This window comes from Paenibacillus sp. PK1-4R (assembly GCF_030369595.1).
Lineage (GTDB): Bacteria > Bacillota > Bacilli > Paenibacillales > Paenibacillaceae > Paenibacillus.
Genome location: NZ_CP126535.1, coordinates 5,464,056 through 5,490,995 on the forward strand (window position 1 = coordinate 5,464,056; position 26,940 = coordinate 5,490,995).

Annotated in this window: 26 protein-coding genes, 1 rRNA gene and 1 other annotated feature; all 27 genes read right to left on the bottom strand. The window is 47.3% G+C overall.

Annotation, left to right across the window (positions count from 1 at the left end):
• Positions 1 to 76 precede the first annotated feature (76 nt).
• The 27 genes from QNO02_RS23765 to QNO02_RS23895 all read right to left on the bottom strand — a co-directional run bounded on the left by QNO02_RS23765 (position 77) and on the right by QNO02_RS23895 (position 26,902).
• Positions 77 to 1,629 (bottom strand): 16S ribosomal RNA (locus QNO02_RS23765).
• A 546-nt stretch (positions 1,630 to 2,175) separates the two neighbouring features.
• Positions 2,176 to 3,804, bottom strand: coding sequence for a LysM peptidoglycan-binding domain-containing protein (locus tag QNO02_RS23770; RefSeq protein WP_289390240.1), 1,629 nt, complete (start codon positions 3,802 to 3,804; stop codon positions 2,176 to 2,178).
• Positions 3,805 to 3,999: 195 nt separating this feature from the next.
• Positions 4,000 to 4,884, bottom strand: coding sequence for a branched-chain-amino-acid transaminase (ilvE, locus tag QNO02_RS23775; RefSeq protein ID WP_017692630.1), 885 nt, complete (start codon positions 4,882 to 4,884; stop codon positions 4,000 to 4,002).
• Between the two features lie 151 nt (positions 4,885 to 5,035).
• A complete protein-coding gene (gene pheA / locus QNO02_RS23780; RefSeq protein ID WP_091037536.1) occupies positions 5,036 to 5,908 on the bottom strand; it encodes a prephenate dehydratase in 873 nt (290 codons plus the stop codon).
• A complete protein-coding gene (gene thrB / locus QNO02_RS23785; protein ID WP_091037538.1) occupies positions 5,905 to 6,873 on the bottom strand; it encodes a homoserine kinase in 969 nt (322 codons plus the stop codon). Before thrB ends, pheA begins: the two co-directional genes overlap by 4 nt.
• The gene (gene thrC / locus QNO02_RS23790) at positions 6,870 to 7,940 is read right to left on the bottom strand and encodes a threonine synthase (protein ID WP_036673546.1); all 1,071 of its coding nucleotides are present in this window, start codon (positions 7,938 to 7,940) and stop codon (positions 6,870 to 6,872) included. The genes thrB and thrC overlap by 4 nt, the downstream gene beginning before the upstream one ends.
• A gap of 115 nt (positions 7,941 to 8,055) precedes the next feature.
• Positions 8,056 to 9,342: a homoserine dehydrogenase gene (locus tag QNO02_RS23795; protein ID WP_133387123.1), complete on the bottom strand. Its 1,287-nt coding sequence runs from the start codon at positions 9,340 to 9,342 to the stop codon at positions 8,056 to 8,058.
• Positions 9,343 to 9,400: 58 nt separating this feature from the next.
• Positions 9,401 to 9,838, bottom strand: a complete 438-nt coding sequence (locus QNO02_RS23800) for an ACT domain-containing protein (protein WP_017692625.1) — start codon at positions 9,836 to 9,838, stop codon at positions 9,401 to 9,403.
• Positions 9,839 to 10,067: 229 nt separating this feature from the next.
• Entirely contained in the window at positions 10,068 to 11,378 is a 1,311-nt protein-coding gene (gene obgE / locus QNO02_RS23805) for a GTPase ObgE (protein ID WP_076216952.1), read from the bottom strand.
• Between the two features lie 17 nt (positions 11,379 to 11,395).
• Positions 11,396 to 12,193, bottom strand: coding sequence for a Spo0B domain-containing protein (locus QNO02_RS23810; protein WP_235193928.1), 798 nt, complete (start codon positions 12,191 to 12,193; stop codon positions 11,396 to 11,398).
• Between the two features lie 90 nt (positions 12,194 to 12,283).
• The gene (gene rpmA / locus QNO02_RS23815) at positions 12,284 to 12,595 is read right to left on the bottom strand and encodes a 50S ribosomal protein L27 (RefSeq protein ID WP_017692622.1); all 312 of its coding nucleotides are present in this window, start codon (positions 12,593 to 12,595) and stop codon (positions 12,284 to 12,286) included.
• A 23-nt stretch (positions 12,596 to 12,618) separates the two neighbouring features.
• Positions 12,619 to 12,948, bottom strand: coding sequence for a ribosomal-processing cysteine protease Prp (locus QNO02_RS23820; RefSeq protein ID WP_091037540.1), 330 nt, complete (start codon positions 12,946 to 12,948; stop codon positions 12,619 to 12,621).
• A 14-nt stretch (positions 12,949 to 12,962) separates the two neighbouring features.
• The gene (gene rplU / locus QNO02_RS23825) at positions 12,963 to 13,274 is read right to left on the bottom strand and encodes a 50S ribosomal protein L21 (RefSeq protein WP_091037543.1); all 312 of its coding nucleotides are present in this window, start codon (positions 13,272 to 13,274) and stop codon (positions 12,963 to 12,965) included.
• 14 nt (positions 13,275 to 13,288) lie between these two features.
• Positions 13,289 to 13,373 (bottom strand) — a sequence feature (ribosomal protein L21 leader region).
• 56 nt (positions 13,374 to 13,429) lie between these two features.
• A complete protein-coding gene (locus QNO02_RS23830) occupies positions 13,430 to 14,680 on the bottom strand; it encodes an Rne/Rng family ribonuclease (RefSeq protein WP_091037546.1) in 1,251 nt (416 codons plus the stop codon).
• Between the two features lie 106 nt (positions 14,681 to 14,786).
• Positions 14,787 to 15,647: a M50 family metallopeptidase gene (locus QNO02_RS23835; RefSeq protein WP_289390241.1), complete on the bottom strand. Its 861-nt coding sequence runs from the start codon at positions 15,645 to 15,647 to the stop codon at positions 14,787 to 14,789.
• Positions 15,640 to 16,488, bottom strand: a complete 849-nt coding sequence (locus tag QNO02_RS23840; protein ID WP_289390242.1) for a M23 family metallopeptidase — start codon at positions 16,486 to 16,488, stop codon at positions 15,640 to 15,642. The genes QNO02_RS23835 and QNO02_RS23840 overlap by 8 nt, the downstream gene beginning before the upstream one ends.
• A 148-nt stretch (positions 16,489 to 16,636) precedes the next feature.
• The gene (gene minD / locus QNO02_RS23845; RefSeq protein WP_053783092.1) at positions 16,637 to 17,431 is read right to left on the bottom strand and encodes a septum site-determining protein MinD; all 795 of its coding nucleotides are present in this window, start codon (positions 17,429 to 17,431) and stop codon (positions 16,637 to 16,639) included.
• Positions 17,432 to 17,434: 3 nt separating this feature from the next.
• Positions 17,435 to 18,097: a septum site-determining protein MinC gene (gene minC, locus QNO02_RS23850; protein WP_017692615.1), complete on the bottom strand. Its 663-nt coding sequence runs from the start codon at positions 18,095 to 18,097 to the stop codon at positions 17,435 to 17,437.
• 74 nt (positions 18,098 to 18,171) lie between these two features.
• Positions 18,172 to 18,705 (bottom strand): rod shape-determining protein MreD, encoded by a 534-nt coding sequence (gene mreD, locus QNO02_RS23855; protein WP_036605906.1) that lies wholly within the window; start codon positions 18,703 to 18,705, stop codon positions 18,172 to 18,174.
• Complete coding sequence (gene mreC / locus QNO02_RS23860) at positions 18,705 to 19,577, bottom strand: rod shape-determining protein MreC (protein WP_047841182.1); 873 nt, start codon at positions 19,575 to 19,577, stop codon at positions 18,705 to 18,707. Before mreC ends, mreD begins: the two co-directional genes overlap by 1 nt.
• Positions 19,578 to 19,762: 185 nt before the next feature.
• Positions 19,763 to 20,797 carry a rod shape-determining protein gene (locus QNO02_RS23865; protein WP_024633969.1) on the bottom strand — a complete coding sequence of 345 codons (1,035 nt, stop codon included), beginning with the start codon at positions 20,795 to 20,797 and terminating at the stop codon, positions 19,763 to 19,765.
• A gap of 183 nt (positions 20,798 to 20,980) precedes the next feature.
• Positions 20,981 to 21,670, bottom strand: a complete 690-nt coding sequence (gene radC / locus QNO02_RS23870; protein ID WP_091037557.1) for a RadC family protein — start codon at positions 21,668 to 21,670, stop codon at positions 20,981 to 20,983.
• A gap of 37 nt (positions 21,671 to 21,707) precedes the next feature.
• Complete coding sequence (locus QNO02_RS23875; RefSeq protein WP_091037560.1) at positions 21,708 to 22,319, bottom strand: Maf family protein; 612 nt, start codon at positions 22,317 to 22,319, stop codon at positions 21,708 to 21,710.
• A gap of 95 nt (positions 22,320 to 22,414) precedes the next feature.
• Positions 22,415 to 22,657 (bottom strand): DUF4321 domain-containing protein, encoded by a 243-nt coding sequence (locus tag QNO02_RS23880; protein ID WP_047841183.1) that lies wholly within the window; start codon positions 22,655 to 22,657, stop codon positions 22,415 to 22,417.
• Positions 22,658 to 22,802: 145 nt separating this feature from the next.
• A complete protein-coding gene (locus QNO02_RS23885; RefSeq protein ID WP_165980408.1) occupies positions 22,803 to 24,032 on the bottom strand; it encodes an SPOR domain-containing protein in 1,230 nt (409 codons plus the stop codon).
• Between the two features lie 117 nt (positions 24,033 to 24,149).
• Complete coding sequence (gene murC / locus QNO02_RS23890) at positions 24,150 to 25,520, bottom strand: UDP-N-acetylmuramate--L-alanine ligase (protein ID WP_076333701.1); 1,371 nt, start codon at positions 25,518 to 25,520, stop codon at positions 24,150 to 24,152.
• Positions 25,521 to 25,525: 5 nt separating this feature from the next.
• Positions 25,526 to 26,902 (bottom strand): bifunctional folylpolyglutamate synthase/dihydrofolate synthase, encoded by a 1,377-nt coding sequence (locus QNO02_RS23895; protein ID WP_091037984.1) that lies wholly within the window; start codon positions 26,900 to 26,902, stop codon positions 25,526 to 25,528.
• Positions 26,903 to 26,940 lie beyond the last annotated feature (38 nt).

A 26,940-nucleotide genomic window follows, 5' to 3' on the forward strand; every position in this document is an offset into this window, starting at 1 on the left:
CTGAGCAACGAGTGAGTGTTTTTGCAGCTAAGCTGCATATTTGAATGTTTCCGTTGCAGGAAACGATTCTCCATAGAAAGGAGGTGATCCAGCCGCACCTTCCGATACGGCTACCTTGTTACGACTTCACCCCAATCATCTATCCCACCTTCGGCGGCTGGCTCCTTGCGGTTACCCCACCGACTTCGGGTGTTATAAACTCTCGTGGTGTGACGGGCGGTGTGTACAAGACCCGGGAACGTATTCACCGCGGCATGCTGATCCGCGATTACTAGCAATTCCGACTTCATGCAGGCGAGTTGCAGCCTGCAATCCGAACTGAGACCGGCTTTGTTGGGATTGGCTCCATCTCGCGATTTCGCAGCCCGTTGTACCGGCCATTGTAGTACGTGTGTAGCCCAGGTCATAAGGGGCATGATGATTTGACGTCATCCCCACCTTCCTCCGGTTTGTCACCGGCAGTCTATCTAGAGTGCCCACCCGAAGTGCTGGCAACTAAATATAAGGGTTGCGCTCGTTGCGGGACTTAACCCAACATCTCACGACACGAGCTGACGACAACCATGCACCACCTGTCTTGAATGTTCCGAAGAAAAGGTACATCTCTGTACCGGTCATTCAGATGTCAAGACCTGGTAAGGTTCTTCGCGTTGCTTCGAATTAAACCACATACTCCACTGCTTGTGCGGGTCCCCGTCAATTCCTTTGAGTTTCAGTCTTGCGACCGTACTCCCCAGGCGGAGTGCTTAATGTGTTAACTTCGGCACCAAGGGTATCGAAACCCCTAACACCTAGCACTCATCGTTTACGGCGTGGACTACCAGGGTATCTAATCCTGTTTGCTCCCCACGCTTTCGCGCCTCAGCGTCAGTTACAGCCCAGAGAGTCGCCTTCGCCACTGGTGTTCCTCCACATATCTACGCATTTCACCGCTACACGTGGAATTCCACTCTCCTCTTCTGCACTCAAGTCACCCAGTTTCCAGTGCGATCCGGGGTTGAGCCCCGGGATTAAACACCAGACTTAAATGACCGCCTGCGCGCGCTTTACGCCCAATAATTCCGGACAACGCTTGCCCCCTACGTATTACCGCGGCTGCTGGCACGTAGTTAGCCGGGGCTTTCTTCTCAGGTACCGTCACCTTGAGAGCAGTTACTCTCCCAAGCGTTCTTCCCTGGCAACAGAGCTTTACGATCCGAAAACCTTCATCACTCACGCGGCATTGCTCCGTCAGGCTTTCGCCCATTGCGGAAGATTCCCTACTGCTGCCTCCCGTAGGAGTCTGGGCCGTGTCTCAGTCCCAGTGTGGCCGATCACCCTCTCAGGTCGGCTACGCATCGTCGCCTTGGTGAGCCGTTACCCCACCAACTAGCTAATGCGCCGCAGGCCCATCCCCAAGTGACAGATTGCTCCGTCTTTCCAGTTTCCTTCAGGCGAAGAAAACAACTATTCGGTATTAGCTACCGTTTCCGGTAGTTGTCCCAAACTTGAGGGCAGGTTGCCTACGTGTTACTCACCCGTCCGCCGCTAAGTATCAAGGAAGCAAGCTTCCTATCAACTCCGCTCGACTTGCATGTATTAGGCATGCCGCCAGCGTTCGTCCTGAGCCAGGATCAAACTCTCCAATAAAGTATTGAAAAGAGCGATAAGCTCATTTTGAATCTGACGAGATTAAAAATCTCATTTGTGCTCCAGTCGATTCAAGCCAAGGCTCGTCTCAACTTTCGCGTTCATTCTGCAAGCAGAATGTTTACTCACTCGTTGTTCAGTTTTCAAAGATCAAACTTATTTCATTATTTATTGTGTTTCCCGTGTCAGCCGTGTGTTTCAGCGGCGACTTAAATAATATATCATACGGCTGAATGTAATGCAACAGTTTTTTTCATTTCTTTTCTTTAGTAGTTTTACATTAGCTAAAGCTATCATATCCGTTCCCTATCTTTTCCTAATCATATTAGGTCATGCTCATAGGGTACAAATATTTTAACACATTTATGAAAGGGTTTACAATAACTTCTTAATAAAATACTTTATATCATTTCCTGAGCAACTATATCTCCGTTGTGTGCAACTCAATGTTCACTCAGGTAAGCGGGAAGCCAGCTCTCTATTGCAGAGCTGGCTTCCCGCTTATATAACAGGTACCTCACTTATTCATTAATCGCAATCCCCAGGTTAGTTTTGTATCCATGGATTACGACGCTTTTTATCGGATTTCCGTTGGTTGGAAGTAGCTGCACCCTCTCTGGATGTTTTCCCGGACACGGATACCTTGGATTTATTCTTCAGAGGAGCCTTGCTTGTTCTGCGTTTTGCAGCTCCCGGCTTATTCCCTGCTTGTTTGGACTTCCCTTCCGAATCTGATCCAACCTCTTCAATTGCTACCTGACTTAAGTTAGCGTCTTCACGCCCCCCTTTTTTACCACCCTTGCCTTGCTCTTGAGGAGGATACATTTCACCAAATGCTCCAAGCGGGGACGGCGGAACCATGTTCTGAGTAGGATACGGATTCTGATAAGCATACTCAATAGGCTGGTTTGGCATCGTTGATGTGGACATTTCAGGCGGCATACCGTACGAAGGACCATACATATTCCAAGCCGGATCCTGATAACCATGAGAAGGATAAGTATACTGAGGCATATGTGTATGTGAGCCACATCCGCATGGAGGGTACGGAAGCATTGAGTATGGAGATATGAAAGGCGGCTGATGATTCATATGACTAGGTGCTGCATACGTTGGGAATGGACTATTCACTTCGCCAGCTGGCGCAATCGGAAATGAGTTGTTTTGTATTTCTGCGGACAGATTCGGCATAACGTTATTGTGGTTATAACCCTGCTCCGCGCCAGTCCACGGACTGTTAGGCAGATCACTGCCACTATATGGACTAACTTCCGGAATCCCTGGAAACGACGCATTGTTACTCGCTCCTGCCGTGTACATGTCTTGCTGAGCACCATACACCTCTTGTACAGGAACCGGGATTTGAACATAAGGGTGCTCGGCTGGAGCATGATGCAACTTATTACCACAACCACAAGGCTTTTTCGTTGCCGGTGCAACCTCAGTTGGAGACTTAGTATTAGGCATTACAGGCAAAGGCATAATTTCAGGCGAAAGATTAGGCATTGTGTATTTCTTGGATTCTGCTACCGGTTTTACATGAACTTCGGGTTTAACCTCTTCTTTTTTGTGCGTTTCCTTTTCAGGTTTCACTTCTGGAAGCTCTGGTAACTGCGGCAGTACCTCCAGTTCAGGCTTCACATTCGGCTTCTCCGTATTGGCTGGTGGTGGAGCAGGAACTGGGACTGGAACAGGAACCTCTGCTACCGGAGCAGGAGGAGTTGGCATAACTGGCGCCGGTGGTTCCGGTTCTTTGACTCCCGTGTATTCCTTACCTTCAGGTGACAACTTTTCTTGAGCAGCAATGTTGCCAGCACCCGAATTAGATGTACTGTTTCCTTGTGCGTGCATAGATGGAATATAAACTGTCTCCCCCACCAGCAGAGCATTCGGATTTTTCAACTGTGGATTGGCATTGATCATATCTTTTAAAGGAACTCCCCAGGCTTGTGCCAACTTCCATAACGAATCTCCTTGCTGCACCTTGTGACTGTGGAGCACACCCTCCGGCTTCGGTGTTACTGGCTCTGCAGGGATTTTGATCTTCATGCCAATATCCAGCTTGTCGGGATTTGTGATTTGCGGATTAGCCGCGATCAATTTGTCCAGCGCTACATTGTATTTTTGGGACAGCAGATATAATGTGTCGCCTTTTTTCACCATGTGTATTTTCACAGGGAACTAACCTCCTAGACGTCATACTTGGGCAGTACATTCGCCCATACCGTTACTACATCCTATGCAGAAACCGGGCTAATGACATCAACTAAACAAAAAAAATCCTCCTGTCTCTAAAATCCCCATACACTAGGTATGCAGAATTTTATCGGACAAGGAGGATTCCTGTTCCCTATGCTATGCAATTCTAACTTAAGATTCCCACACTTTATATCCATCTTTGTCAACAATCTGACGGAATGCTTCCAGCAGTCTCAGCGTTACCGGACCTGCTACTCCCGTGCCAATTGTTCTTCCATCGACTTCATATGCAGCGATAACTTCTGCAGCTGTCCCGGTGAAAAAGACTTCGTCTGCGATATACACATCATGCAGGGTGAATGGCACTTCTTTTAATTCAAGCTCCAGTTCGCCACATAGATCGATAATGGCTTGACGTGTAATCCCTTCAAGTGCTCCGAGATAACAAGGCGGCGTATACACTACACCATTTTTGATGATGAAGATGTTATCACTTGAACCCTCAGTAACGTAACCTTGGGAATTCAACATAATAGCTTCTCCGGCACCTGAATAGTTAGACTGGATTTTAACCAGGATGTTATTCAGATAGTTCAATGATTTAATTTTTGGATTCAAGGCGTCCGGGATATTCCGGCGTTGGGATACAGACACTGCTTTCAATCCAGTAAGATACGCTTCCTCCGGATAGATCGCCAATTGCTCCACAATGATAATTACGGATGCCTTGGGGCAACGAAGCGGGTCCAACCCCAGATTACCAGGGCCACGCGATACAATAAGACGAATATAACCATTACGCATATCATTGCGGCGCACCGTTTCAGCCATCACTTCCAGCATCTCATCAATGGACAGCGGGATGTTCAAACTGATGGATTTGGCCGAATCATACAAACGATCCAAGTGGGCCTTACATCTGAAAATATTTCCGTTATATATCCGAATACCTTCGAAAATCCCGTCTCCATACAAAAATCCATGATCATATACCGAAACGGTTGCGTTCTCCTTGGTCACATACTGACCATCCAAATAGATCCATTGTTCTGCCACCGATGACTGCACCTCCATAAAATATCCATTCACTGTACTCCGAAACGTTTATTAACCCGTCCATTGTACACCAAAATGACAAGCTCTTACTTGTTCACTCTACCCAGAATTATGACAACCTTCTAACAATCACAACCAGCATAAAGGTCGATTACCTCGAAGGATATGTATAACAAGGATAGCTACCAAGAACGCGCACCTGACAATTCAACGCCTCAATCTCCCCCATGGCTGCGGTGAGCAATACCGAATCCACCGTTTCCACAACGTCAATGTAGAAATAGTAACTGCCCAATTGTTTCTTCGTTGGACGAGATTCAAGTCGGGTCAAATTCAGCTTCCGCCAGGCAAATGCCGACAATACCTGATGCAACGCACCCGGTGCATCTTCTGGCAACGTCACCAGCAAGCTGGTTTTCACATGATCCGGTTCACGTGGAATGTTCACAGGTTCATGGCCGATGAGCACAAAACGGGTATAGTTGTTGTCATGATCTGTAACCCGTTCAGCCATAATGTCCAGACCATGCTTCTGAGCAGCAAGCTTGGTACCGATGGCTACCCAGCCCTTACCCGGATTTTTTTTCACAATTTCTACAGCTTCGGCTGTACTGTTCACACCTTCAAGGTTCGCCCCAGGCGAATGCAGCCGAATAAAATTCTGACACTGCGGAATAGCCACAGGATGAGACATGATCTTGGTAATTTTACTGAAATCATACTCGCCGCTCTCCGTCTTAAATTCCGAGCCATGTCCAATGACATTCTGGATGGATGGGTATACCCACTCCGCTTGCATTGGAATGTCGACTTCATTCACAAGCCAGTCCATATGCAGACTAACGGAACCCTCAATGGTATTTTCAATCGGAATGACACTGTATTGTGTAGTCCCGCTGTCCGTTGCTCGAAAAACATCCGAAATCAGCTTGGAGTGATGCAAATCTAACGGTTCACTGTTAAAAAGGAAATCTATCGCTTCATGGGAAACCGAGCCTTCAGGTAACACTGCAATTCGTTTCATACATTAACTTCCCCTTTGATTCTGTCCAGAAAAGGACGTTCGTCTTGATCAGGCAATACGGTTACACCGTCCAAATCCGGATCGAGCCACAGTGCAGTAGCAGATATGCCTTCCCGCTTCATGGTCTCCAGCAAATATTGTTCCAATTCCGCTTTTCGGGTGTCATGACGATCCACCAAAGTCAATACGGTCGGTCCGGCTCCGCTCAGGGCAGCTCCCAACGCTCCATGATCGACAGCATGTTCCAATATCTCAGCCATGCCTGGCACCAATGATGCCCGGTACGGTTGGTGAATTCGATCTGACATCGCCTTCTGAATCATATCCAGTCGCCCACTCGCCAAAGCAGCAACGAGCAGTGAGGATCTGCTGATGTTATGCACCACATCAGACATGCCAAATTGCTCAGGAATCACATTCCTAGCTTTTGAAGTAGACAGCTGGAATTCAGGTACAATAACCAAAGCCTGCAAATCCTGGTGTGGTTCAATACGTATATGATCTACCTGTTGACCATTCCATGCAGCCGTAATAATACCGCCATACAGAGATGCTCCCACATTGTCAGGATGCTTCTCGAGGGATGTGGCCATATCCAGGAGTTTCGCATCGGATAAAGGAGCACCAATTAATGCATTCGCTGCCGCCAGTGCACCAACGATGGCTGATGCACTACTCCCAAGTCCCCGCGTAAGCGGAATATCGGAATACATGGAAATCTCCAATTCAGGTACGGATACCCCAGCTTCATCAAATACCATCTGTGCGACTTCATAGATCAAATTCGATTTATCCGTAGGCAGTCCTGTCAAATGATCGCCGTGAAGATGAAATGTCGTCTGCTCGGCAGGTTTCATTTCCAACCAGGCGTACAAAGACAATGCCATGCCCAGGGTGTCAAACCCCGGACCGAGATTGGCTGTGCTTGCAGGTATTTTTACGGTTACCTTTTCACGCAAACTCATACAGATTGCTGCTCCAACTGTGCAATGGCCGCCATTACTGCTTCTTCCGTATCTTCAACAACAAGTGGCTCAGTCGCTACTGTTTTGATCGCAATATTAGGATCTTTCAGGCCATTACCTGTCAGTACACAAACTACAGTCTCTCCGCCTTTAAAGTACCCTTCACTCTTCAGTTTGTATACACCGGCAAGGGAAGCCGCAGAAGCAGGTTCAGCAAAAATTCCTTCCCGAGAAGCAAGCGTACGATACGCTGTCAGGATTTGTTCATCCGTTACATAGTTGATTTGTCCACCAGATTCCTCAGCTGCAGCTACTGCCGTTTTCCAGCTCGCCGGATTACCGATTCGAATCGCTGTTGCTACTGTTTCAGGTTCAAGGATCGGCTCACCTTTTACAATGGCCATCGCACCTTCTGCTTCGAAACCAACCATACGTGGAAGTGTGCTGGACTTGCCTGCCTCTTTATATTCTTTGAAACCTTTCCAATACGCCGAGATATTCCCCGCATTGCCGACTGGAATTGCCAGAACGTCAGGCGCTTCGCCAAGTTGTTCAATTACTTCAAACGCTGCTGTCTTCTGTCCTTCAATCCGGAACGGATTCACAGAGTTTACAAGCGTGATCGGATGTTTGGCTGTGATCTCACGCACAATCTCCAGTGCACGGTCAAAGTTACCATTGATCGCAATCACCTTAGCTCCATAGATCATGGCTTGGGCCAGTTTACCCAGTGCAATGTTGTTATTCGGGATTAGTACGATACAATTGAGGCCACCACGTGCGGCGTAGGCTGCTGCAGCTGCTGATGTATTACCTGTGGATGCACACATGATCGTACGGCTACCCTCTTCCATAGCTTTGGCAACAGCCATAACCATACCGCGGTCTTTGAAAGATCCCGTAGGGTTCAAACCTTCGTATTTGAAGTAAACATTCAAGCCAAGTTCCTCAGACAGATTCTCTGCATGAATCAACGGTGTATTTCCTTCCTGAAGCGTAAGCAGGGGTGTATTTTCATTAACCGGAAGGTGCTCTCTGTACGTTTGCAAAAGTCCTTGATATCTCATTGTGGGTAATCTCCTTTATGTTTTAATAATCTGAAATGATGACCTGTTGAACCGGATATGATTAACTTGTACGTTATAACTGAAATAATTGAGATGCCGTATGGGATAGTGACATTTATCCTTCGACCCGGTAGACACTCTTAATGCGGCGAATGACGCTGAGTGATTCAAAATGTTTTAACACCTTATCCATGCTTGCCTTGCTTGCATTATGTGTAACGATAATGATCTCGGCATCCGGGTTGTGCTCATTCGGCTGTTGAACAACCGACGCCAGACTGACATCATACTCTGCGAAAATTTGTGTGATTTGTGCCAATACACCGGCTTTATCGTCTACGTGTAATAAAATAAAGTTTTTCGACACGATCTGCTCGTCGCTTTGCAGTCGCTTCGTCTTATAAGGCACAATGGCTTTGAGACCGTTCACGCCAAGTTTAAGGTTTTTGGTAACCGCTACAATGTCAGCTACAACCGAAGTTGCCGTTGGGAGTTCTCCCGCACCTGCACCGTAGAACATCGTCTCCCCTACAGCTTCACCGTGTACATATACTGCGTTGAACACACCGTTGACTGAAGCAATCGGGTGATTTTGTCTAACCATCGTCGGCTGAACGCTAATTGTGATCTCATCGCCAATACGGTCCGCAATACCAAGTAACTTCATCTCATAGCCCAATCTTTTGGCATACATAATGTCTTCACGAGTTACGGAGGATATTCCTTTAACGGTTACATCCTTCAACTCCACATTGGTGCGGAAACCGAGTGTACTCAAGATCGCCATTTTGCGAGCTGCGTCAAGTCCCTCCACATCGGAAGTTGGATCGGATTCGGCGTATCCCAGAGCCTGTGCTTCAGCCAGTACTTCTTCATAGGATGCACCTTCCTGACTCATTTTGGTCAGAATAAAGTTCGTTGTTCCGTTCACAATCCCCATAATGCGGGTAATCCTGTCAGAAGAGAACCCTTCAATCAGCGTACGAATGATCGGAATCCCTCCAGCAACACTTGCCTCATAGAATACGTCACATTGCTTCTCCTGGGCCTTCGCCAAAATCTCTGTACCATGCAGTGCCATGAGATCTTTGTTTGCTGTTACGATATGTTTCCCACGTTCCAATGCTTCAAGAATATACTCCTTCGTCTGATCAATGCCGCCCATGACTTCAACGATGACATCAATATCCGGATGACGAATGACTTCCCAAGGATCTTCCGTAAGCTTGGCACGGTCTACAGCAATAACACGTTCTTTCTCTGTATTTTTCACTGCGATCTTCTCGATGACAATCGGCGATCCAACCTGACTGCTCAGATCCTCCTGATTCCCTTCCACAATGCGAACGACTCCCGTTCCAACAGTTCCCAGACCCAACAATCCGACTTTTACTGGTTTCACTAACGATCTACCCCCTAATGTCTATTCTTGTCTGTCAGTCCTGTATGTTAAAGCCTAATTACCCTTGGCCTACAATACGTGTACGTCTTACGCCAGGCATATCTTGCATTCGATCCAGCATTTCACCAATTTCGCCATGAAGATGTGTCGTTTCCACCGAAATGACAACATTGGCTCTTCCTTGAAGCGGGATACTCTGATTAATCGTGAGTACATTAGCTCCATAACCAGCTACATGTCCAAGCACACGAGACAAGATACCCGACTGATGCTCCAGATCAATGGAGATCGTTACAATTCTCTCACGCTCAAGCTGGTTGATCAGATGAATCCCATCTTTGTACTTGTAAAAGGCACTCCGGCTTAATCCGACCTGCTCAACCGCCTCATGCACTGTTTTAACATCACCAGAAGCCAGTAGTTCTTTTACCTGCATGGTCTTCACCACTGCCTCTGGTAAAATATCTTCCCGTACTAAGTAATAGCGTTCGTTCACAGAACGTCCTCTCCTCAAAGACTCATGTATTCATATAGTGGACATTATATAGGATCTATGACAAAAGGGCAATACATGACACGCCTATTTTTTGAAATACGTTCCTCACAGTATACAAGTTTATCCCTCTCCCATGTCAGGAAAAAACAAAAAAAACGCAGAGTTGCGGGTCAACTTCCCACTTCTCTGCGTTCCTATATCAATCTGTCTCTCCACGGAAGACGGCTACTTAGTAGTAACTGCTGCCTTCCACGAATTCGAATTCAAAGTCTCCAATACGCACGATGGTGCCTTCTACAGCTCCACGCTTACGCAACTCAGCGTCCACACCCATATAACGCAGTGTACGTGCGAGCTTCAGTATAGCTTCATGTGAGTTCAATTGCATCCGTTTCATCATGCGGTCAATCTTGGCACTTTCGACAACGAACATTTCGTTCTCACGCACAATTTTGAAACCATCGTCTTCTTTTTTGTCCAGACTGTATACTTTACGTTCAGATACATCTGCTACCTCTTCAACCACTCGCTCGTCTGGAACCTGATCCAGCAGATCAGCTGCACGATACAGAAGTTCTTGAATCCCTTTTCGGGTCAAGGATGAAATTGGCATCACTTCAATATCAGGTTGAACTTCACGAACTTGCTGTAAAAATTGCTCCAGGTTCGCTTCAGAGTCTGGCATATCCATCTTATTAGCTGCTACAATTTGTGTTCTCTCGGCGAGAAGCGGATTGTACAACTTCAATTCGTCATTGATTTTCTGCCAGTCTTCAAAAGGATCGCGCCCTTCCGAACCCGACATATCTACGACATGAACAATAATACGAGTACGCTCGACATGACGCAAGAACTCATGTCCCAGTCCGACCCCTTCATGCGCACCTTCAATCAGTCCAGGCAAATCGGCCATGACGAAGCTTCGGCCTTCTCCTACACCGACTACACCCAGATTCGGTGTAATGGTTGTGAAATGGTATGCACCGATCTTTGGCTTGGCTGACGAAACGACAGAAAGCAATGTGGACTTTCCGACACTCGGGAAACCAACCAGACCAACATCTGCCATAACTTTCAGTTCGAGTACAATGTAACGCTCTTGTCCTTCTTCACCGTTCTCAGCAAGTTCAGGTGCAGGATTGTTCGGTGTAGCAAATCGGATGTTACCCCGTCCGCCCCGTCCACCACGTGCAATAACAACCTGTTGACCGTGACGTGTCATATCCGCCAGTACTTCTCCACTGTCTTCATCCAAGATGATAGTTCCTGGTGGAATGCGCACAATCATGTTCTCCGCGTTTGCACCATGCTGACTTTTATTACGTCCCTTCTCACCACGCGGGGCCTTGAAGTGACGCTGGTAACGGAAATCCATCAATGTACGCAAACCTTCATCCACGCGGAAAATGATGTCAGCTCCTCTGCCTCCATCGCCCCCGGCAGGTCCGCCGTTTGGTACATACTTCTCACGACGGAACGAAATAATTCCGTCCCCTCCGTCTCCGGCTTTTACATAAATCTTCGCTTTATCTACAAACATTGGTTAACCCCTTCTTCCTATATTCCACACGGCATTCTGAATTGTATAAACGTATCCTCAGACGGAAACTGCTCCGTTCTGACTTTTTTTCCTTTGAGTACGGCAGTAAGCTGCCGCAGTGTTTCCGGATCGGGTGTTTGATCCCCATCCAGTCGGACAACCACATCTCCATGATCCTGTCCGAAGTTCAAGGTCAGTTTGCGAACCTCTCCCCAAGAAGACCGGCCGCCGCCATATTGATAGGCCCTGATTGCATCCGCAATCGCCCCGGTAAGTGACTCGCCATCCTCGGGAGAGACCAGAGCACTAAGCTGCAACTCATCTTCTATTTCCACATGCAAGTCCAGCGCAATTCCACTGGCGCGAAAAGACTGAAGATAAAATACGAGGGAAGGAATGCCTAATCTGGAGATTCGGCTTTCTTCTGTAACCCGCTCTTTTATTCTTTCCACACATTGCAAGGATTTATCAAGTTTGCCCAGCCGAAGATATCCATATAACACCTGAAGGTCGTTCATCCAGTCGTGTCGATGATGATTTAATGAAGCAATTGCTGTTTTTTCCATGGATTGTATGATGGCTCTGCGTTCCGCCTCCGCCTGTTTCTTCATCGCATTCACAGAAATGAGCAATACTGCGACGGACCACAATGCGCACACGACGCTTGAGATCATCGCCGGATACAACATAACGAAAACCAAAGGAATCAGAAGTGAACATGCCGCAATCCACGGCACTCTTTTCCAAGATTTCATGGCTTCTCCCCGTTCTACAAAACTCGGTTGGTCTACACCCACCGTAACCAAGTATAACATGTCTTTTCTGCCAGTTCATTATCGAATAACCGTTGAATACAAAAAACCTTCGGCAAAAATGCCGAAGGCTCCTTAGGCGGAATGCCGATATTACGCTTCTACTGCTGCTGCTACAGGAGCAACATTAACAGGATAGATGCTTACTTTTTTGCGATCGCGTCCCCAACGTTCGAATTTTACAACGCCGTCGATTTTCGCGAACAAAGTGTCATCTTTACCGATGCCAACGTTAGTTCCTGGGTGAATTTTCGTTCCGCGTTGGCGAACGAGAATGCTACCACCAGTTACAGTTTGACCATCAGCACGTTTAACACCCAGACGTTGAGCATTACTGTCACGTCCGTTCTTCGTGGAACCTACACCTTTTTTCGATGCGAATAACTGAAGATTTAATTTCAACATGATTGGTTGTCCTCCTTCTTTGCTTATTTGAGTTGCTGTATTTTAATATACTTCCCGTATGACTCTGCAATATTAGAGAGCATAACCACCATGGATTCGAGTAACAATTGTACCTGGGACCAAGTTTCTCCTCTATCTAACAAAGGTAAAGAACCACTTAAAAAGCCATTCTTCATCTTGGCATCCATTTCGACACCGGTCAATGTTTCAATCGAGTTCACCGTACCCACTGTGACAGCGGATACCCCGGCACATACGATGTCTTCTCCCCGCTTGGCAAAATTAGCATGCCCTTCGATGGAAAATCGTTCGATGTTCCCGTCCTCATCACGAAAGATTTGAACGATAATCACTTATCGCACCTTCTTTACGCTTTGATTTTTTCGATAGTTACTTTAGTGTACGGTTGACGGTGACCTTGCTTCACATGGTAGTTCTTTTTAGGTTTGTATTTGTATACGATAACCTTTTGTCCTTTGCCATGTTTCTCCACTTTAGCCGTTACAGTAGCTCCGGAAATCAATGGTGTACCTGCTGTCAAACCTTGATCGTTAGATACAGCCAGGACACGGTCGAACGTTACGCTTTCGCCATCGTTCGCAGTCAATTTCTCGATGAACAGAACATCGCCCTCTTGGACTTTGTACTGTTTGCCGCCTGTTTCAATAATTGCGTACATTTGCCTTGCACCTCCTCATGTCTCAGACTCGCCCGTTCTCAGGTGACAGTGTCCTTGCGGAACTGTTCTTATACCCGGCCAGTGCGGTTACAGCATGTGCAAGACCATTAGGCTAAACACATACTTGAAGATTATATCACGCAATATATCAAAAATCAATGCAAAGGTGAAATATATCTTTTTCCCGTACCATGGCAGGAAGAACACGGCTCCACATAGGGTAACGTACTTTCTTCCCGCACTTTCTTACGGGTAAGTTCCAGCAAGCCCAGCTTGGTCCAACCCATTACAAACGCTTTAGTCCGATCCTTCTTGAGCTCACCCTCCAAAGTTGCTGCGACTTCATGCCGATTCGAGGCTTCCTCCATATCAATGAAGTCGACAATAATCATGCCACCGATATCTCGCAGGCGCATCAGACGGGCAATCTCCACTGCTGCCTGTATGTTGGTCTCTGTCACGGTCTCTTCCAGACTGTCACCGCCAGCTCCCGTATATTTGCCTGTGTTCACATCCACTACAGTCAGAGCTTCGGTATGATCAATGACAATGTATCCGCCTCCGGGTAACCACACTTTCCGGGCAAAATCCTTATTCAACTGTTCCTGCACACCATAGGCAGCAAAGATGGATTCTGTTCCCCGATACACCTGTACTTTGGGTTGATGACCAGGACTAATCTCTTCCAGCAATGCTTTTACCTCACGGGCTTGTCCTTCACTATCAGTGATGACTTCGTCACTCCCTGGGGTATACACATCTCTGATGATTCGCTGTACCATGCTATGATCCCGATGCAAGAGGCTTGGTGAAGGCAAACTGTCCGCTTTTTCGCGAATTAGATACCACTGCGCGCGTAATGTTTCCAAGTCCGACTTAATGGCTTCATGCTGCTCTTCTCCAGATACGGTTCGAATAATAAGTCCTTCTTCATCCCGCCTCAGTTGCTCCCCAAGTGCCTTAAGACGGGAACGATCCCCTTCACGGGCAATTTTCTTGGATACCGCTACATAGTCAGCAACAGGCATGTAGACAAGCCAACGGCCCGGGAGTGAATAATGAGTCGTCACCCGGGCTCCCTTGCCTCCTACCGGTTCTTTCAGAACCTGAACAATGACTTCCTGACCCGGACGAAGCAACTCCGAGATGGAAGGCTTCACCTTGGGCTGTTTCTCCAGATGGGGATGCAACACATCGTCCACATAGAGAAACGCATTCTTTTTCTGACCAATATCCACAAAAGCAGCCTGCATACCCGGTAACACATTCACGACCCGTCCCTTGAAAAAGGAACCCAGCAGTCCACGCTCGCGTGTACGCTCTGCCGTAAATTCCACAGCTTTGCCTTCTTCCAGAAGCGCCATTTGCATGAGGTTATGTTCATTATGTACTATCATTTGTTTCATGGCTTCACCTCTAGAAGACAATTCAATTCATCCACATCCATTTCAATATCTTTTCAATTCTCATTGTACATGTATTAACCCATTTCAGAACAGGTCCACCAGAACACTACAATTTATCACCATTTTGTTGAAAATAGGAACCGATAATCCGTTGCTCAGGCAAGACGGCCATAATTCGACCCTGTCTGTTCATCACGTATACCATATGGTATCTTTCTCTCTTTAATAGACGCAAAATAGTGTCCAAAGGTTTCGCCGGAAATGAGATTATTGGCTGCGCCAAACTGCCGGTAGCCGCATGACGAGCGAACACACCCTCACGATTCATGAGAAAACGGATGAAGCGATAGGGCACATTTCGGTAATCCGTTACGTTGGAATAAAACAAAAAAAGTCCGATTAACAGAATGTTGAGCGGTAAGCCGTAGTCCCCAGTAAACCATCGGCTGATAGCATATAAAATAACCCCTACGCTACACAGAATGCTAATTCTGTAAGTCCACATTAATGTTGTATAGTAGGGTGCCCACAGACTGACAAGTGCCTGAACAATTTTACCTCCGTCCAGAGGAAGTACAGGCAGCAGATTGAAGAGGGCGATAAGCAGATTCCCCTGAATGATATAATTGAGAAAAACCGGATCGCCCAGATTGCCATACTGCAACAGCAAAACCACACCAACCATCAGCATGTTTTGTAATGGACCTGCCAGAGCAATCATGATTTCCCGGTAGGCCGTTATAGTACCTCCATCTTCGATAACCGCTACTCCTCCAAAAGGGAGCATCTGGATTGACAAGACACGATAGCCCAGAAGGGCTGCAGCCGCAGCATGTCCACATTCATGAATGAATACGATGGCAAACAACGTAATAAGCTCAATAAAATGTCCAGTCAGAAGGGAGGCCATCATGATAATTACAAAAAAAGGATGAAACGTAATGCGGACTCCCCACACCCTAATCAAGGGCAACGACTTCCGCCGGGTCTACGTACTCCTCCCCCTCTTTGACTGCAAAATAGAGCGTGGCCGGTTGTTCACCACCCGTAGCCTTGAGACTCCCCACTGGATTCCCCGCTTCCACCCAATCATTCACGTTCACTTCACTTTCGTTCAACCGACCGTATATTGCCGTGACATTGCCTGTATGTTGGATGACAACTGTGAATCCACTGGCTGCATCCCCGATAACCTCCATGACACGCCCTGCATCCGAACTTGCGACCTGTATAAGTTCTGCACCCGCGGCATCCGGAACGATCTCAATTCCCTTCATGCTTAGCGCAAATGGCTGCACGACTGTGCCTGAGATCGGTTTGCCCAGTAACTGCCTTACTTTCAATCCGTTCACGGCATCCGTCGTATGTCCGAGAACTGGAAGAAACGAAGGTGTTCCTCCAAAATGCCGTTCATACCAGACCGCTGCTGAGGCAAAATCCATATCCCGATGGAGTGCATCGGCAATTACTGTTTTGGGTGATGTCGTCCACGATGTATCCAACTGAAACAGACCCCATACTCCGCCAAATATCAAAGCGCTAATAACCGTCCGTTTGAGAAGTGACTTGAACAGGTTGAATCTCGAATGCCCCCCTGGAACGAAATGACCATTCTCTTTTTTCCACAACCATTCCGGATCTCTTTCCTGTATCCCCTCACTAGGCGTAAATGGTTTTGGGTGTATGTTCTCATTCTTGTCCAACAGTGAACCTAATTTCTGCTCCTGTAGGACCTCCACAGTGGCACCATCCATCAGTCGCCGGATGCGTTCTTCTCGTCTCTGCTTGATTCTGAGTTTCATGTTCATGGAATGTCCTCCCGCCGAGGCTTGTTTACTACATCCTATGAAGAGGCGCTTGATAATATGAACAAGCCTGCCAGCAGGTAACAAAAAAAGCCGGGCTATGAGCCACGGCTGTCATGTAATTGCTTTATGAATAAGTTCGTTTAATGAGTTAACCCATTCCGAAGAACTTTTTGAAACGAGTGAAAGCTCCCTTTTTCTGCTCCAGCTGCATCAATGGAACCGTATCTCCCAGAATGCGTCGTGCGATATTCCGATACGCAATCGCCGCAAGTGAATCCGGATTCATGACCGTAGGTTCTCCTGAATTGGCAGCTTTGATGACCAGTTCATCATCAGGCACGATGCCAATCAGGTCAATATTAAGTACTTGTAAAATACCATCGATATCTAACATGTCACCCGATTTAACCATATTATTGCGAATTCGATTCACCACCAGCTTTGGTGATTGAATGTGTGAGCTCTCCAGCAGGCCAATGACACGATCCGCATCACGTACTGCAGCATTTTCCGGTGTAGTGACCACGATGGCCTGATCTGCTCCTGCTACCGCATTTTTGAAACCCTGCTCTATGCCGGCTGGGCAATCAATAATGACGTATTCAAAATCTTTTTTCAATTCAAGGATAATATCCTTGACCTGCTCTGGCGACACTGAGTTTTTGTCTCTCGTCTGCGCCGCAGGCAACATATATAATTCTTCGAAACGCTTGTCTTTGACCAAAGCCTGATTCAGACGGCAGCGGCCGTCCGCAACGTCGCACAGATCGTAAATAATACGGTTTTCGAGTCCCATCACGACATCCAAATTACGAAGGCCGATATCGGTATCTACCAGACAAACCTTTTTGCCGAGCAGCGCCAGCGCTGTCCCGATGTTTGCCGAGGTGGTTGTTTTACCCACGCCGCCTTTACCCGAAGTGATCACGATCGCCTCTCCCATGAGCTACACTCCTTTAAACACATTAAAATCTCGGCGTAACCGAACGATATTGCTCATTTTGTCTATCTGCATCTGATTGTCCTGTAAGTAAGCAAATTCCATTCCGGTCTCTCGGCTCTCCCATTCATCGGGAGGACGACTGATTATATCCGCAATCCGTAGCTGCGTCGGTGCAAATACCGAAGCGGCAATGATCGCTTCCTCGTCCCCGCCAATTCCGGCATGAGCCATACCTCTGAGTGAACCCAACACATATATATCTCCGGTACACGTCACTGTGCCCCCCGGATTGATATCCCCAAGAAACAGGAGATTTCCTTCATGATGAAGCACCTGACCTGAACGCACCATACCACACATGGTTACAATCGGCGGCGGTCCTTTAACCTCCGGTTGGAGTGCAGGTGAGTCGATGGATCGGATAAGAAGATTCCCTTTTTGCTTCAATATATCGAGAATTGCTTCTTTCTGGTCCTCTGTCACTTCGCGGGCACCCAACTTGATATCCACATGAACAATCGGTCCGGTCAAAATATTTTGATGGCTGTGTTCCAGCTTATAGCGGAGCTCATAGAGCAATTCCTCGAATTCACATTGATCGTCCAACAGGAAAACCAGGCCGTCTCGGATGCCTTTAATCGTTACGTGATTCGATTTTACCGTCATAAGCCTGTCCCTCCCATCTCATTACATTTCGTGCCCGGGGCCCCAAGTTCCTGCTTTGCGCTCCATAAATGTATTTAGGAAGCTTCTTCTGTCTTGCTCCGTCTCTTGCCGATCCGCTCCAATTGTTTCCGAAGCGGGACATATATGATCAAGGCAAACACAAAATGAATGAACAAATTAGGAATCATGTATTCAATCAACGCCCAGTCAAAGGTCACGTGGTTAAGTTGGAAGAGCTTGTACAGGAAGAATAGCATGGTGTCATTAAGCAGACTTCCCAAAATGACAACCGATACCATAACCGGCAGTGGTGCACGCGGTGCTTGAAAAATGAGTCCCATCATGTATGCCGATAATCCCATCGAGAATCCATAAGGTCCAATCATCTCGCCGTAGAATACGACGTCATGCAATAGTCCAAAAAATATACCGAGCACTAGTGCCGTGTGTCGATGATGATATACAGCAATAAACAAAATTACGATATAGACCAGATTGGCAGAAATACGCATCTGCCAGCCAGAAGGGATGAGCAACGGCAAAATTGTACCTTCCGCAATGAACAAAACGAATAGTAACAGAAACAAAACTTGCTTGCGCGTTACCATTATTCTTTTACCTCAGGCGGGATAATGACAATCAGCTCTTTCCAGTCAAGGAAGCTAGCATATGGTTTGATAATCGCAGTCCGAGTTAAACCGTACTCCCCAACTTCAACCTTTTCCACTTCACCAATCCGCATATACTTGGGAAAGTTATTGATGATCCCCGAAGAGATGATCTCATCACCCTTTTTGATGTTTGAATCCTCCGAGATTTTGGTCATCTTGAGCATGCCCGTCTTCGGATCGTAGCTCTCAATCATACCAAACACCTTCTCTTTACCTACTGCTGTTGCTGCAATGGCATTGGATGTCGGATCGTTGGCGTCCATGGACGTTAACAGATTAACCGTTGATGTATATGAGCTAACATGACTGATTACGCCGACCAGCCCTTCCTGGGAGGTAACGGCCATCCCCGGCTTAATTCCCGCATTTTCACCGATATCAATGTTAATGGTTCTACTATTTGGATCCGAATTGGCACTGATAACCTGAGCAATTCGTGAACCGTAATTATAACGATTTTTCTGTTCTTCGGTGAAATTGAGCGCTTTCTGAAGCTGCTCATTCACTTGCTCCATATCATTGTACTTCAGCCGATCACGGGTATAGTGACCCATTGCGATACGAAGCTCTTCATTCTCTTCATATACCGTACGCATGTTCGCTACATCTTTGAAAAAGCCCGCTACATAGGAAGCGGGCTTGTAAAATACGTATTGTACAAATCCAACTGAATCCTTCAGGAATTTCTCCGGCCAGGATAGAGTGGTTCGCGGACTGAGCGTAAAGCCCATTAACGCGATAAATGTAACAAGGCCCACCAGCAAAACAAAAAGTCTTTTGTTGCCTAGCAGTTTAAACAGTTCGAACACCCTCTAACATCCATATTCTCTTCCGAGCCATGCCCGGCGGGGAGACTGTCAGACCTGTAGTCCCTGCGAGAATATCAGCCGATCCTCCCCTGTTAAGCGGGTAATAGCTCATCCCCGGGGTTAACCGGGTCCTCTATAAAGATACCTTGCCACTTGGTCGCTATGCCAAGTTAGGCAAATACCAATTAACGTTTGGAACGAACTGCCGAACTGCTTCTGCTTTTGAACAAATGAATATTCTCTAGCGCTTTACCTGTTCCGATTGCTACACAATCCAGCGGGTTCTCAGCCACAATGACAGGCATTCCTGTCTCACCAGCCAGAAGCTTGTCCAGGTTGCGAAGCAATGCCCCACCACCTGTAAGAACGATACCCCGATCCATGATATCAGCTGCAAGTTCAGGCGGGCATTTTTCCAGTGTTACTTTTACCGCTTCAACAATTGCATTCACGGTATCAGCCAGCGCTTCACTGATCTCGTCCGAAGTAATCGTAATTGTCTTCGGCAGACCTGTTACAAGGTCACGTCCACGAATTTCCATCGTTTCTACTTGTTCCAATGGCATTGCTGATCCGATGTCCATCTTCAATTGCTCCGATGTACGCTCACCGATCATCAGATTGTATTGACGTTTGATGTACTGGATAACGGATTCGTCCATCTCGTCACCTGCTACACGAACCGAACGGCTCGTCACAATACCACCAAGAGAGATAACAGCCACTTCCGTTGTACCGCCACCAATATCTACAACCATACTACCTGTTGGTTCCCATACAGGAAGATCTGCACCAATTGCAGCTGCAAAAGGCTCTTCAATTGTATAGGCTTCACGTGCTCCAGCCTGTTTTGTTGCATCTTCAACCGCACGTTGTTCTACTGCCGTGATCCCGGATGGTACACATACCATCACGTTTGGATGACGTTGGAACATGGAGCGTTGTTTCTGCGCCTCACGGATGAAATATTTGATCATCGTTGCCGTTGTATCAAAATCGGCAATAACGCCATCTTTCATTGGACGAATGGCACGAATGTTACCTGGTGTACGACCAATCATTTTTTTGGCGGCTTCACCTACTGCCTCAATGCTTTTTGTATCTGTCCGTATAGCGACAACCGAAGGTTCGCGCACCACAATTCCTTTTCCTCGTACATAAACCAACGTATTTGCTGTCCCCAAGTCAATACCCAAATCTTTCGTAAAACCACCAAACATAACATAATCTCCTTTTCTGCCTCATATAGCCGCTCTATTCTGATCCAGAGCGTGATAATTTCATTCCCACGCAACACGTGGAGCTAATATTCGCATTTGTTTTTTTGCATTAGTAAAGTGAACCTATCTTTTACGGACAACGCCGTTAACATTCATAGGAAAACATCAACGCCAACCATTATATTATACTAAGCCCTTCTCCTTCAAACTTACGTACGTTCCATCTCCGATAATAATATGATCAAGCACGTCAATGCCAACAATAGCGCCTGCTTCAATCAGTCTCTTGGTTATTTGGATATCCTCCGGACTGGGCGTAGGATCACCACTCGGATGGTTGTGTGCGCACACAATCGATGCGCTGCTGCATTTGATGGCAGCCCGGAACACTTCACGCGGATGTACAATCGAAGCGTTAAGGCTGCCCATGGAGAGTGTTTCCTGGGCAATAATATGATTTTTGCTATTCAGAAAGAGACACACAAAATGTTCTTTTTGCAAATAACGCAATTGTTCGATCAGGATATCAGCTGCATCACGCGGTGTACGAATTGAAGTCGACTGTGTGAGTCTGCTCTTGGCAATCCGATGCCCCAGCTCAATGCCAGCTTTCAATTGCACAGCCTTGGCATTGCCGATCCCTTTCATCGCAGTCAATTCTTCCAGACTCAGATCCATTAACGAGCGAATTCCACCCGCCTCGGTCAGAATCCGCTGTGCCATATGCACCGCCGATTCCTGTCTTGTGCCTGTTCGAAGTAAAATTGCCAACAATTCAGCATGGCTTAAGGCGCCCGCCCCGTATTCCATCATGCGTTCTCTCGGGCGTTCTTCCTGGGGGATGTCGCGCATCATGTATTGAGGCGACTCCATATGTTCCCTCTTTTCATTTCACAACATTTTGCTTCATTCATGTTCGTGGCAACACATGTACGCCGAACCCGTCCAACATATCACTTAGCAAGGATAGCGGCAAGCCAACCACATTAAAATAACATCCTTCAATGCGGTCGATCAGTGAAGCACCAATGCCCTGAATGGCATATGATCCTGCTTTGTCTGAAGGCTCACCTGTCTGCACATAAGCACGAATGGTCGCATCCGACAGTTCTTTCATCGTTACATCGGTCTGGCGGTAATGAACTAACGACTGTCCATTGCCCGCATCAATACAAGCGACGCCCGTAAACACCCGATGTACACGGCCCTGCAGCCGGGATAACATACGTTCAGCATCCGCTTCGTCTACGGGTTTGCCTAAAATCTCACCATCCAGAACAACAACGGTGTCACTACCTACAATAATGGCTTCCTGCTCGCGGCCTTCAAGCCCGCGATACACGGCAAGCGCCTTGCGCAAAGCAAGCTCCTGTACCGTCTGTTCAGGTGTCCACTCTGGTGGTGTATCTTCATTGGCATGACTTGGTATTACATCAAACGCTAGGTGGAGTGATGCGATCAGTTCTTTGCGCCGAGGCGATGTGGAGGCCAGAATAATAGGGCGCTGTTGAGTGTTATCCAAAATGAACGGCTCCTTATGCCACGGCAACATCCTGTCCGGATCACGATAATAGATGTCACTGGTTTAATTTTTTTTCGTCATAACTCGTCATTCTCCTACAGTCTGCGATACAGCCACACAGCGGCAATCATACCGATCAGACTCAGAAGGCTCATTTGAAATTGAAGTGAAATATCATAACTGATAATATCCAGATCAGCCTGCGGCGACCAACGTATGGTCGTGGCTTTCGTAAGAAAGGCTACTGCCTTAACAGGCTGCAGTGCCTTGGCGATCCACGCTCCGGCCATCCAGCCGAGCAGCAGAAACAGCAATAACATGCCGAAGTTTTTTTTCATCGGTAATCTTCCCTCGCCATTTTTTGACACCCACATTATTATACGGGGTTTTGTACGTCAATACAAACACAAATCCGGCAAGGGGAACTATTTCCAGTTCCTTGCCGGATGGGTATTTCCAAGCGTTGTTATGGGAAAGAGCATGTTACTGCTTTATCGCTTCGAGCCATTTTTTCTGCTGCAGTACATATTCCATCAGATCGGACTGCACGGACCACATGTGCACATCATCCGGGTTTTTGTTGTACTCCGCGATAGCCGTAATTGCGCTGTTCATTGATTTCTCCATTCCGCCAATAATAGGTTGTACATCTGTGGTCAGACCAGGTGTAAGACTATTCAATCCCGTCAGCCATGACTCGTGCTTATTTTGAATCGCGGTCATTGTTTCTGTAGAGACTGCTGCCGGAGCAGACTGACCCAGTTGCTGAATGGACAAGGTAGATAATTGTTCAACCAGTGCAGAACTGTTTGTGAAGAAAAGCTGCACATCCTCTTGCTTGCCACCGAATATAGCCGGATTGATCTCAGGGTTCACGATCTCCTTGACGTACAGTTCAACTCCCTGGGCTTTTAGCCTGGAGCTAAGTAGCTTGGCCTCTTCACGATCAGCTGAAATGCCTGCATATACTCGATTGCCATCTTCAGGATCAGAACCCGCGGCTATACCTGCCTGAGCCAGCTCAAGCTTGGCTTGCTCAGCTCGTTCAGGAGAACTGAATACGCCGTATTGAAGTGCATAATACGTGCTGCCAGTCGCCGCTGTCTGAACCTGCTGTTCTGTACCTGCAGCCCCCTCCTGACCCGTCACAGTGGAAACTGCCTGATTGACGGGCAGAAGATCGCCTGGCTTGACGGCTCCTTCTTTATTGAAAAATGAAAGAATAACCATGCCGAAAAGCGCTCCGGTAACAAGTGCCCCAGTGACAGAACCAATCATTTTCCATCCCCTTGGAGGGCGATTGCGTTTATAGGAATAGTTCTCTGAATCTGCAAGCCAGTCGTGGCCTTGATCATCATGTGTATTGGACAGATCACGACGCTCTTCCTCCGGATTATCGGTGTGATTAACATAACCGTAACCGGTACGGTTCCCAAAATAATGGGCCTCATCCAAGTTCAAGTTCGAATCATGGCTCACCCGCTCGTCAGGTTCAGGTACAGTAGAGCTTGTCAGCACCGTCTCTCCCCAGTCTCCGGGGATATCCTCAGGCGTCCATGATGGGGTTGTATCCATCTGCTTAGGCGTTAGCGGTTGATTATGCGGTAATTCTTCACTTAACGTCACCAATGGACTGGACGCGGATATCCTCTTGTTTTCAGGCTTGTCCGACTCATGATCCCCGAAGCGAAACGTCATTCTAGCATTGCTCACCCGTACCCTCTCCTTTGTCCCATTTATATCAGCTATATGCAGAGACTGGAGAAAACATTCCATATAACGCAAAAAAACGCCTGCTTCGTATCGAAGACAGGCGATTTCTCATTTGATTTATTTCAAACCTTTGGCAAGTGTATCGCCGACTTTCCAAATATCACCTGCACCCATCGTAATCACAAGATCTCCTGGCTGCAAACGATGCTGCAGATCAGCTACAACTTCTTCTTTTGTAGGGAGGTAACGTGCAGAAGCATTACTGTTTTGAACGATCAGTTCAACCAGTCTGGCTGAGGTTACGCCTTCGATCTGTTTTTCGCCTGCAGGAGAATAGATATCCGTAATAAGCACCTCATCCGCTTCCGCGAAAGCACGACTGAACGCATCCAGCAGGAAGAACGTACGCGTATAACGCTGTGGCTGGAATACCGCAATAATACGTTTGCCCGTTGCTTTGGCGGCACTAATGGTAGCTTCAATCTCAGTCGGGTGATGAGCATAATCATCAATGATCAGCATATCGCGCGCCTCGCCCAATACCTGGAATCTGCGTTTGGCTCCGTGGAACTGAATGATAGCTGCCACAATCTTCTCAAATGGAATGCCTGCTTCCAGACAGGTAATCACAGTAGCCATCGCATTATAAACGTTATGCTTACCCGGCACTGATAATTCCACCGTGCCCATAGCAGCACCCTGATGATTCATCGTAAAGGAGATACGGCGATCGCCCAATACAATATCCGTTGCCGTATAATCCGCAGCACGATCAATACCATAAGTTGTAATCCGTGACTTGAGTTCTGGCAAAATCGCTTGAACATTCTCGTCGTCAGAACACACAATCGCTGTTCCTTCCGGACGAATCTGGCTCAGGAACTGCACATAAGCCTTTTTGAGCTCCTCAAAATCACTGTTATAATTCTCCAGATGATCTGCCTCAATATTCGTTACAATACCGAGCCATGGATGGTACTGCAAAAATGAGCCATCGCTCTCATCCGCCTCAGCGACAACCCAGTCTCCTTGGCCTGCTTTGGCATTGGTACCCACATTCATGATTTCTCCGCCAATGATATATGTCGGGTCCGTATCACATTTATCCATAACAAGTGCAATCATGGATGAGGTGGTTGTTTTACCGTGAGCTCCAGCAACAGCCACACCTTTACGTTCGTTCAACAAACGTGCAAGCATCTGGGAACGATGCAGAATCGGAATGTTCAGCTCTGCAGCTGCTACCCGTTCCACATTATCAGCAGGCGCTGCCGTAGAGTAGACAACAAGATCTGCTCCAGTGACGTGCTCTGCCGTATGTCCGATATATATTTTCGCTCCCTTGGCTGCCAACTTCTCGGTCAACTCCTGTGAAGCGACATCCGATCCGGTAACGGTGTATCCCATTTCCAACATAACTCTTGCGATGGCACTCATGCCATATCCGCCAATCCCTATAAAATGAACGTGTTCCGATGTATTTAACAAAACTTTCACCAACCTTTTTCAGAATCGGTTTGATGCAAAAGGGCTGCCCGCACATCCGCAATCAGGTACAGTGTGCCGGAGACCACCCCCAGATCTTCCGCTTCCGTCCGTGACTTCAATAGATCAAGTGCCTTTGCCCATTCGGGCTCGACGATGATTTCCAGTTCCTGCTTCGCAATGGCGGGACGTACCCGTTCGACAATCTGCAGCAATTCGGCTGCATCCATTTTGCGTCGGAAATCTGGCTCGGTCAGGATCAGCGTATCCACTAGTGGCAGTATATGCTGCAAATACGCTTCGTGATGCTTATTTGCCAACATACCCATCATCAAAATTAACTTGTTGTGCGGATAGACATCCATAATGCTCTTGGCCAGTGACTCTGCCCCTTCCGGATTATGTGCTCCATCGAGCACAATTCGAGGTTCATCGACGACTTTTTCGAATCTCCCTGCCCAGAAAGCATTCTCCAGTCCAAGTGCAATATCGTTGTCATCCAGCATAAATGCCATGTATTGTCTGAGCAATTCAAGCACCATAAGTGCGGCCGCTGCATTGTCACATTGATGTGAGCCCTGCATGCGTATGCGAACGTCCAGATCACGAAACGGGCCTGTAAAATGAAAAGATTGTCCGTTCTCATTGCTGTCCAGTCTATGATAAGAGAATTGATCTCCAGCCAAATACACGCTTGATTGAAGCTGCTGTGCTTTCTCCTGAATCACCTTCACAGCTTCGGGTTGAGTCGCGCAAGTCACAACGGGTACTCCCGGCTTGATAATACCTGCCTTTTCTCCAGCAATCTGCTCAATCGTATCTCCAAGCACATCCGTATGATCCATACCAATGTTGGTGATGACGGACACAACAGGTGCGACAATATTCGTTACGTCCATCCTTCCCCCTAGCCCCGTCTCCCATACCACAACGTCAGGGTAACACTCCTCTGCATAGTACAGAAGCGCGAGAGCCGTGGACACCTCAAACATCGTGGGTGATCCAAGCGGAGTGGAGGCCATTTCCATGACCAGTGGTTGTAATCGATTCGAGAGCTTAAGCAGGATTTCTTCAGGAATATCCTCACCGTTGTATTGAAAACGGTTTGTAAACTTGGTGATATAAGGCGACGTAAAGGTACCCACATCATATCCCGCCTGAAGAAGCACTGACGTCAAAAAAGCGCAAGTCGAACCTTTGCCGTTCGTTCCCGCGACATGAATAAATTTGAGACGTTGGTGTGGATTGCCTAACATGGACATCAGACTCTCGATTCGTTCCAATCCAGGTCGGATGCCAAAAGGAATAAGGCCATTGATCCAGTCCACGGCCTCGTTATACGTAAGTAAAGGAGCTGCTGCATCTGTCCCGTCTAATTCCGTCATCTGATTCACCTTCGGTCCCGAGTTTGAGTGAAAAAAGC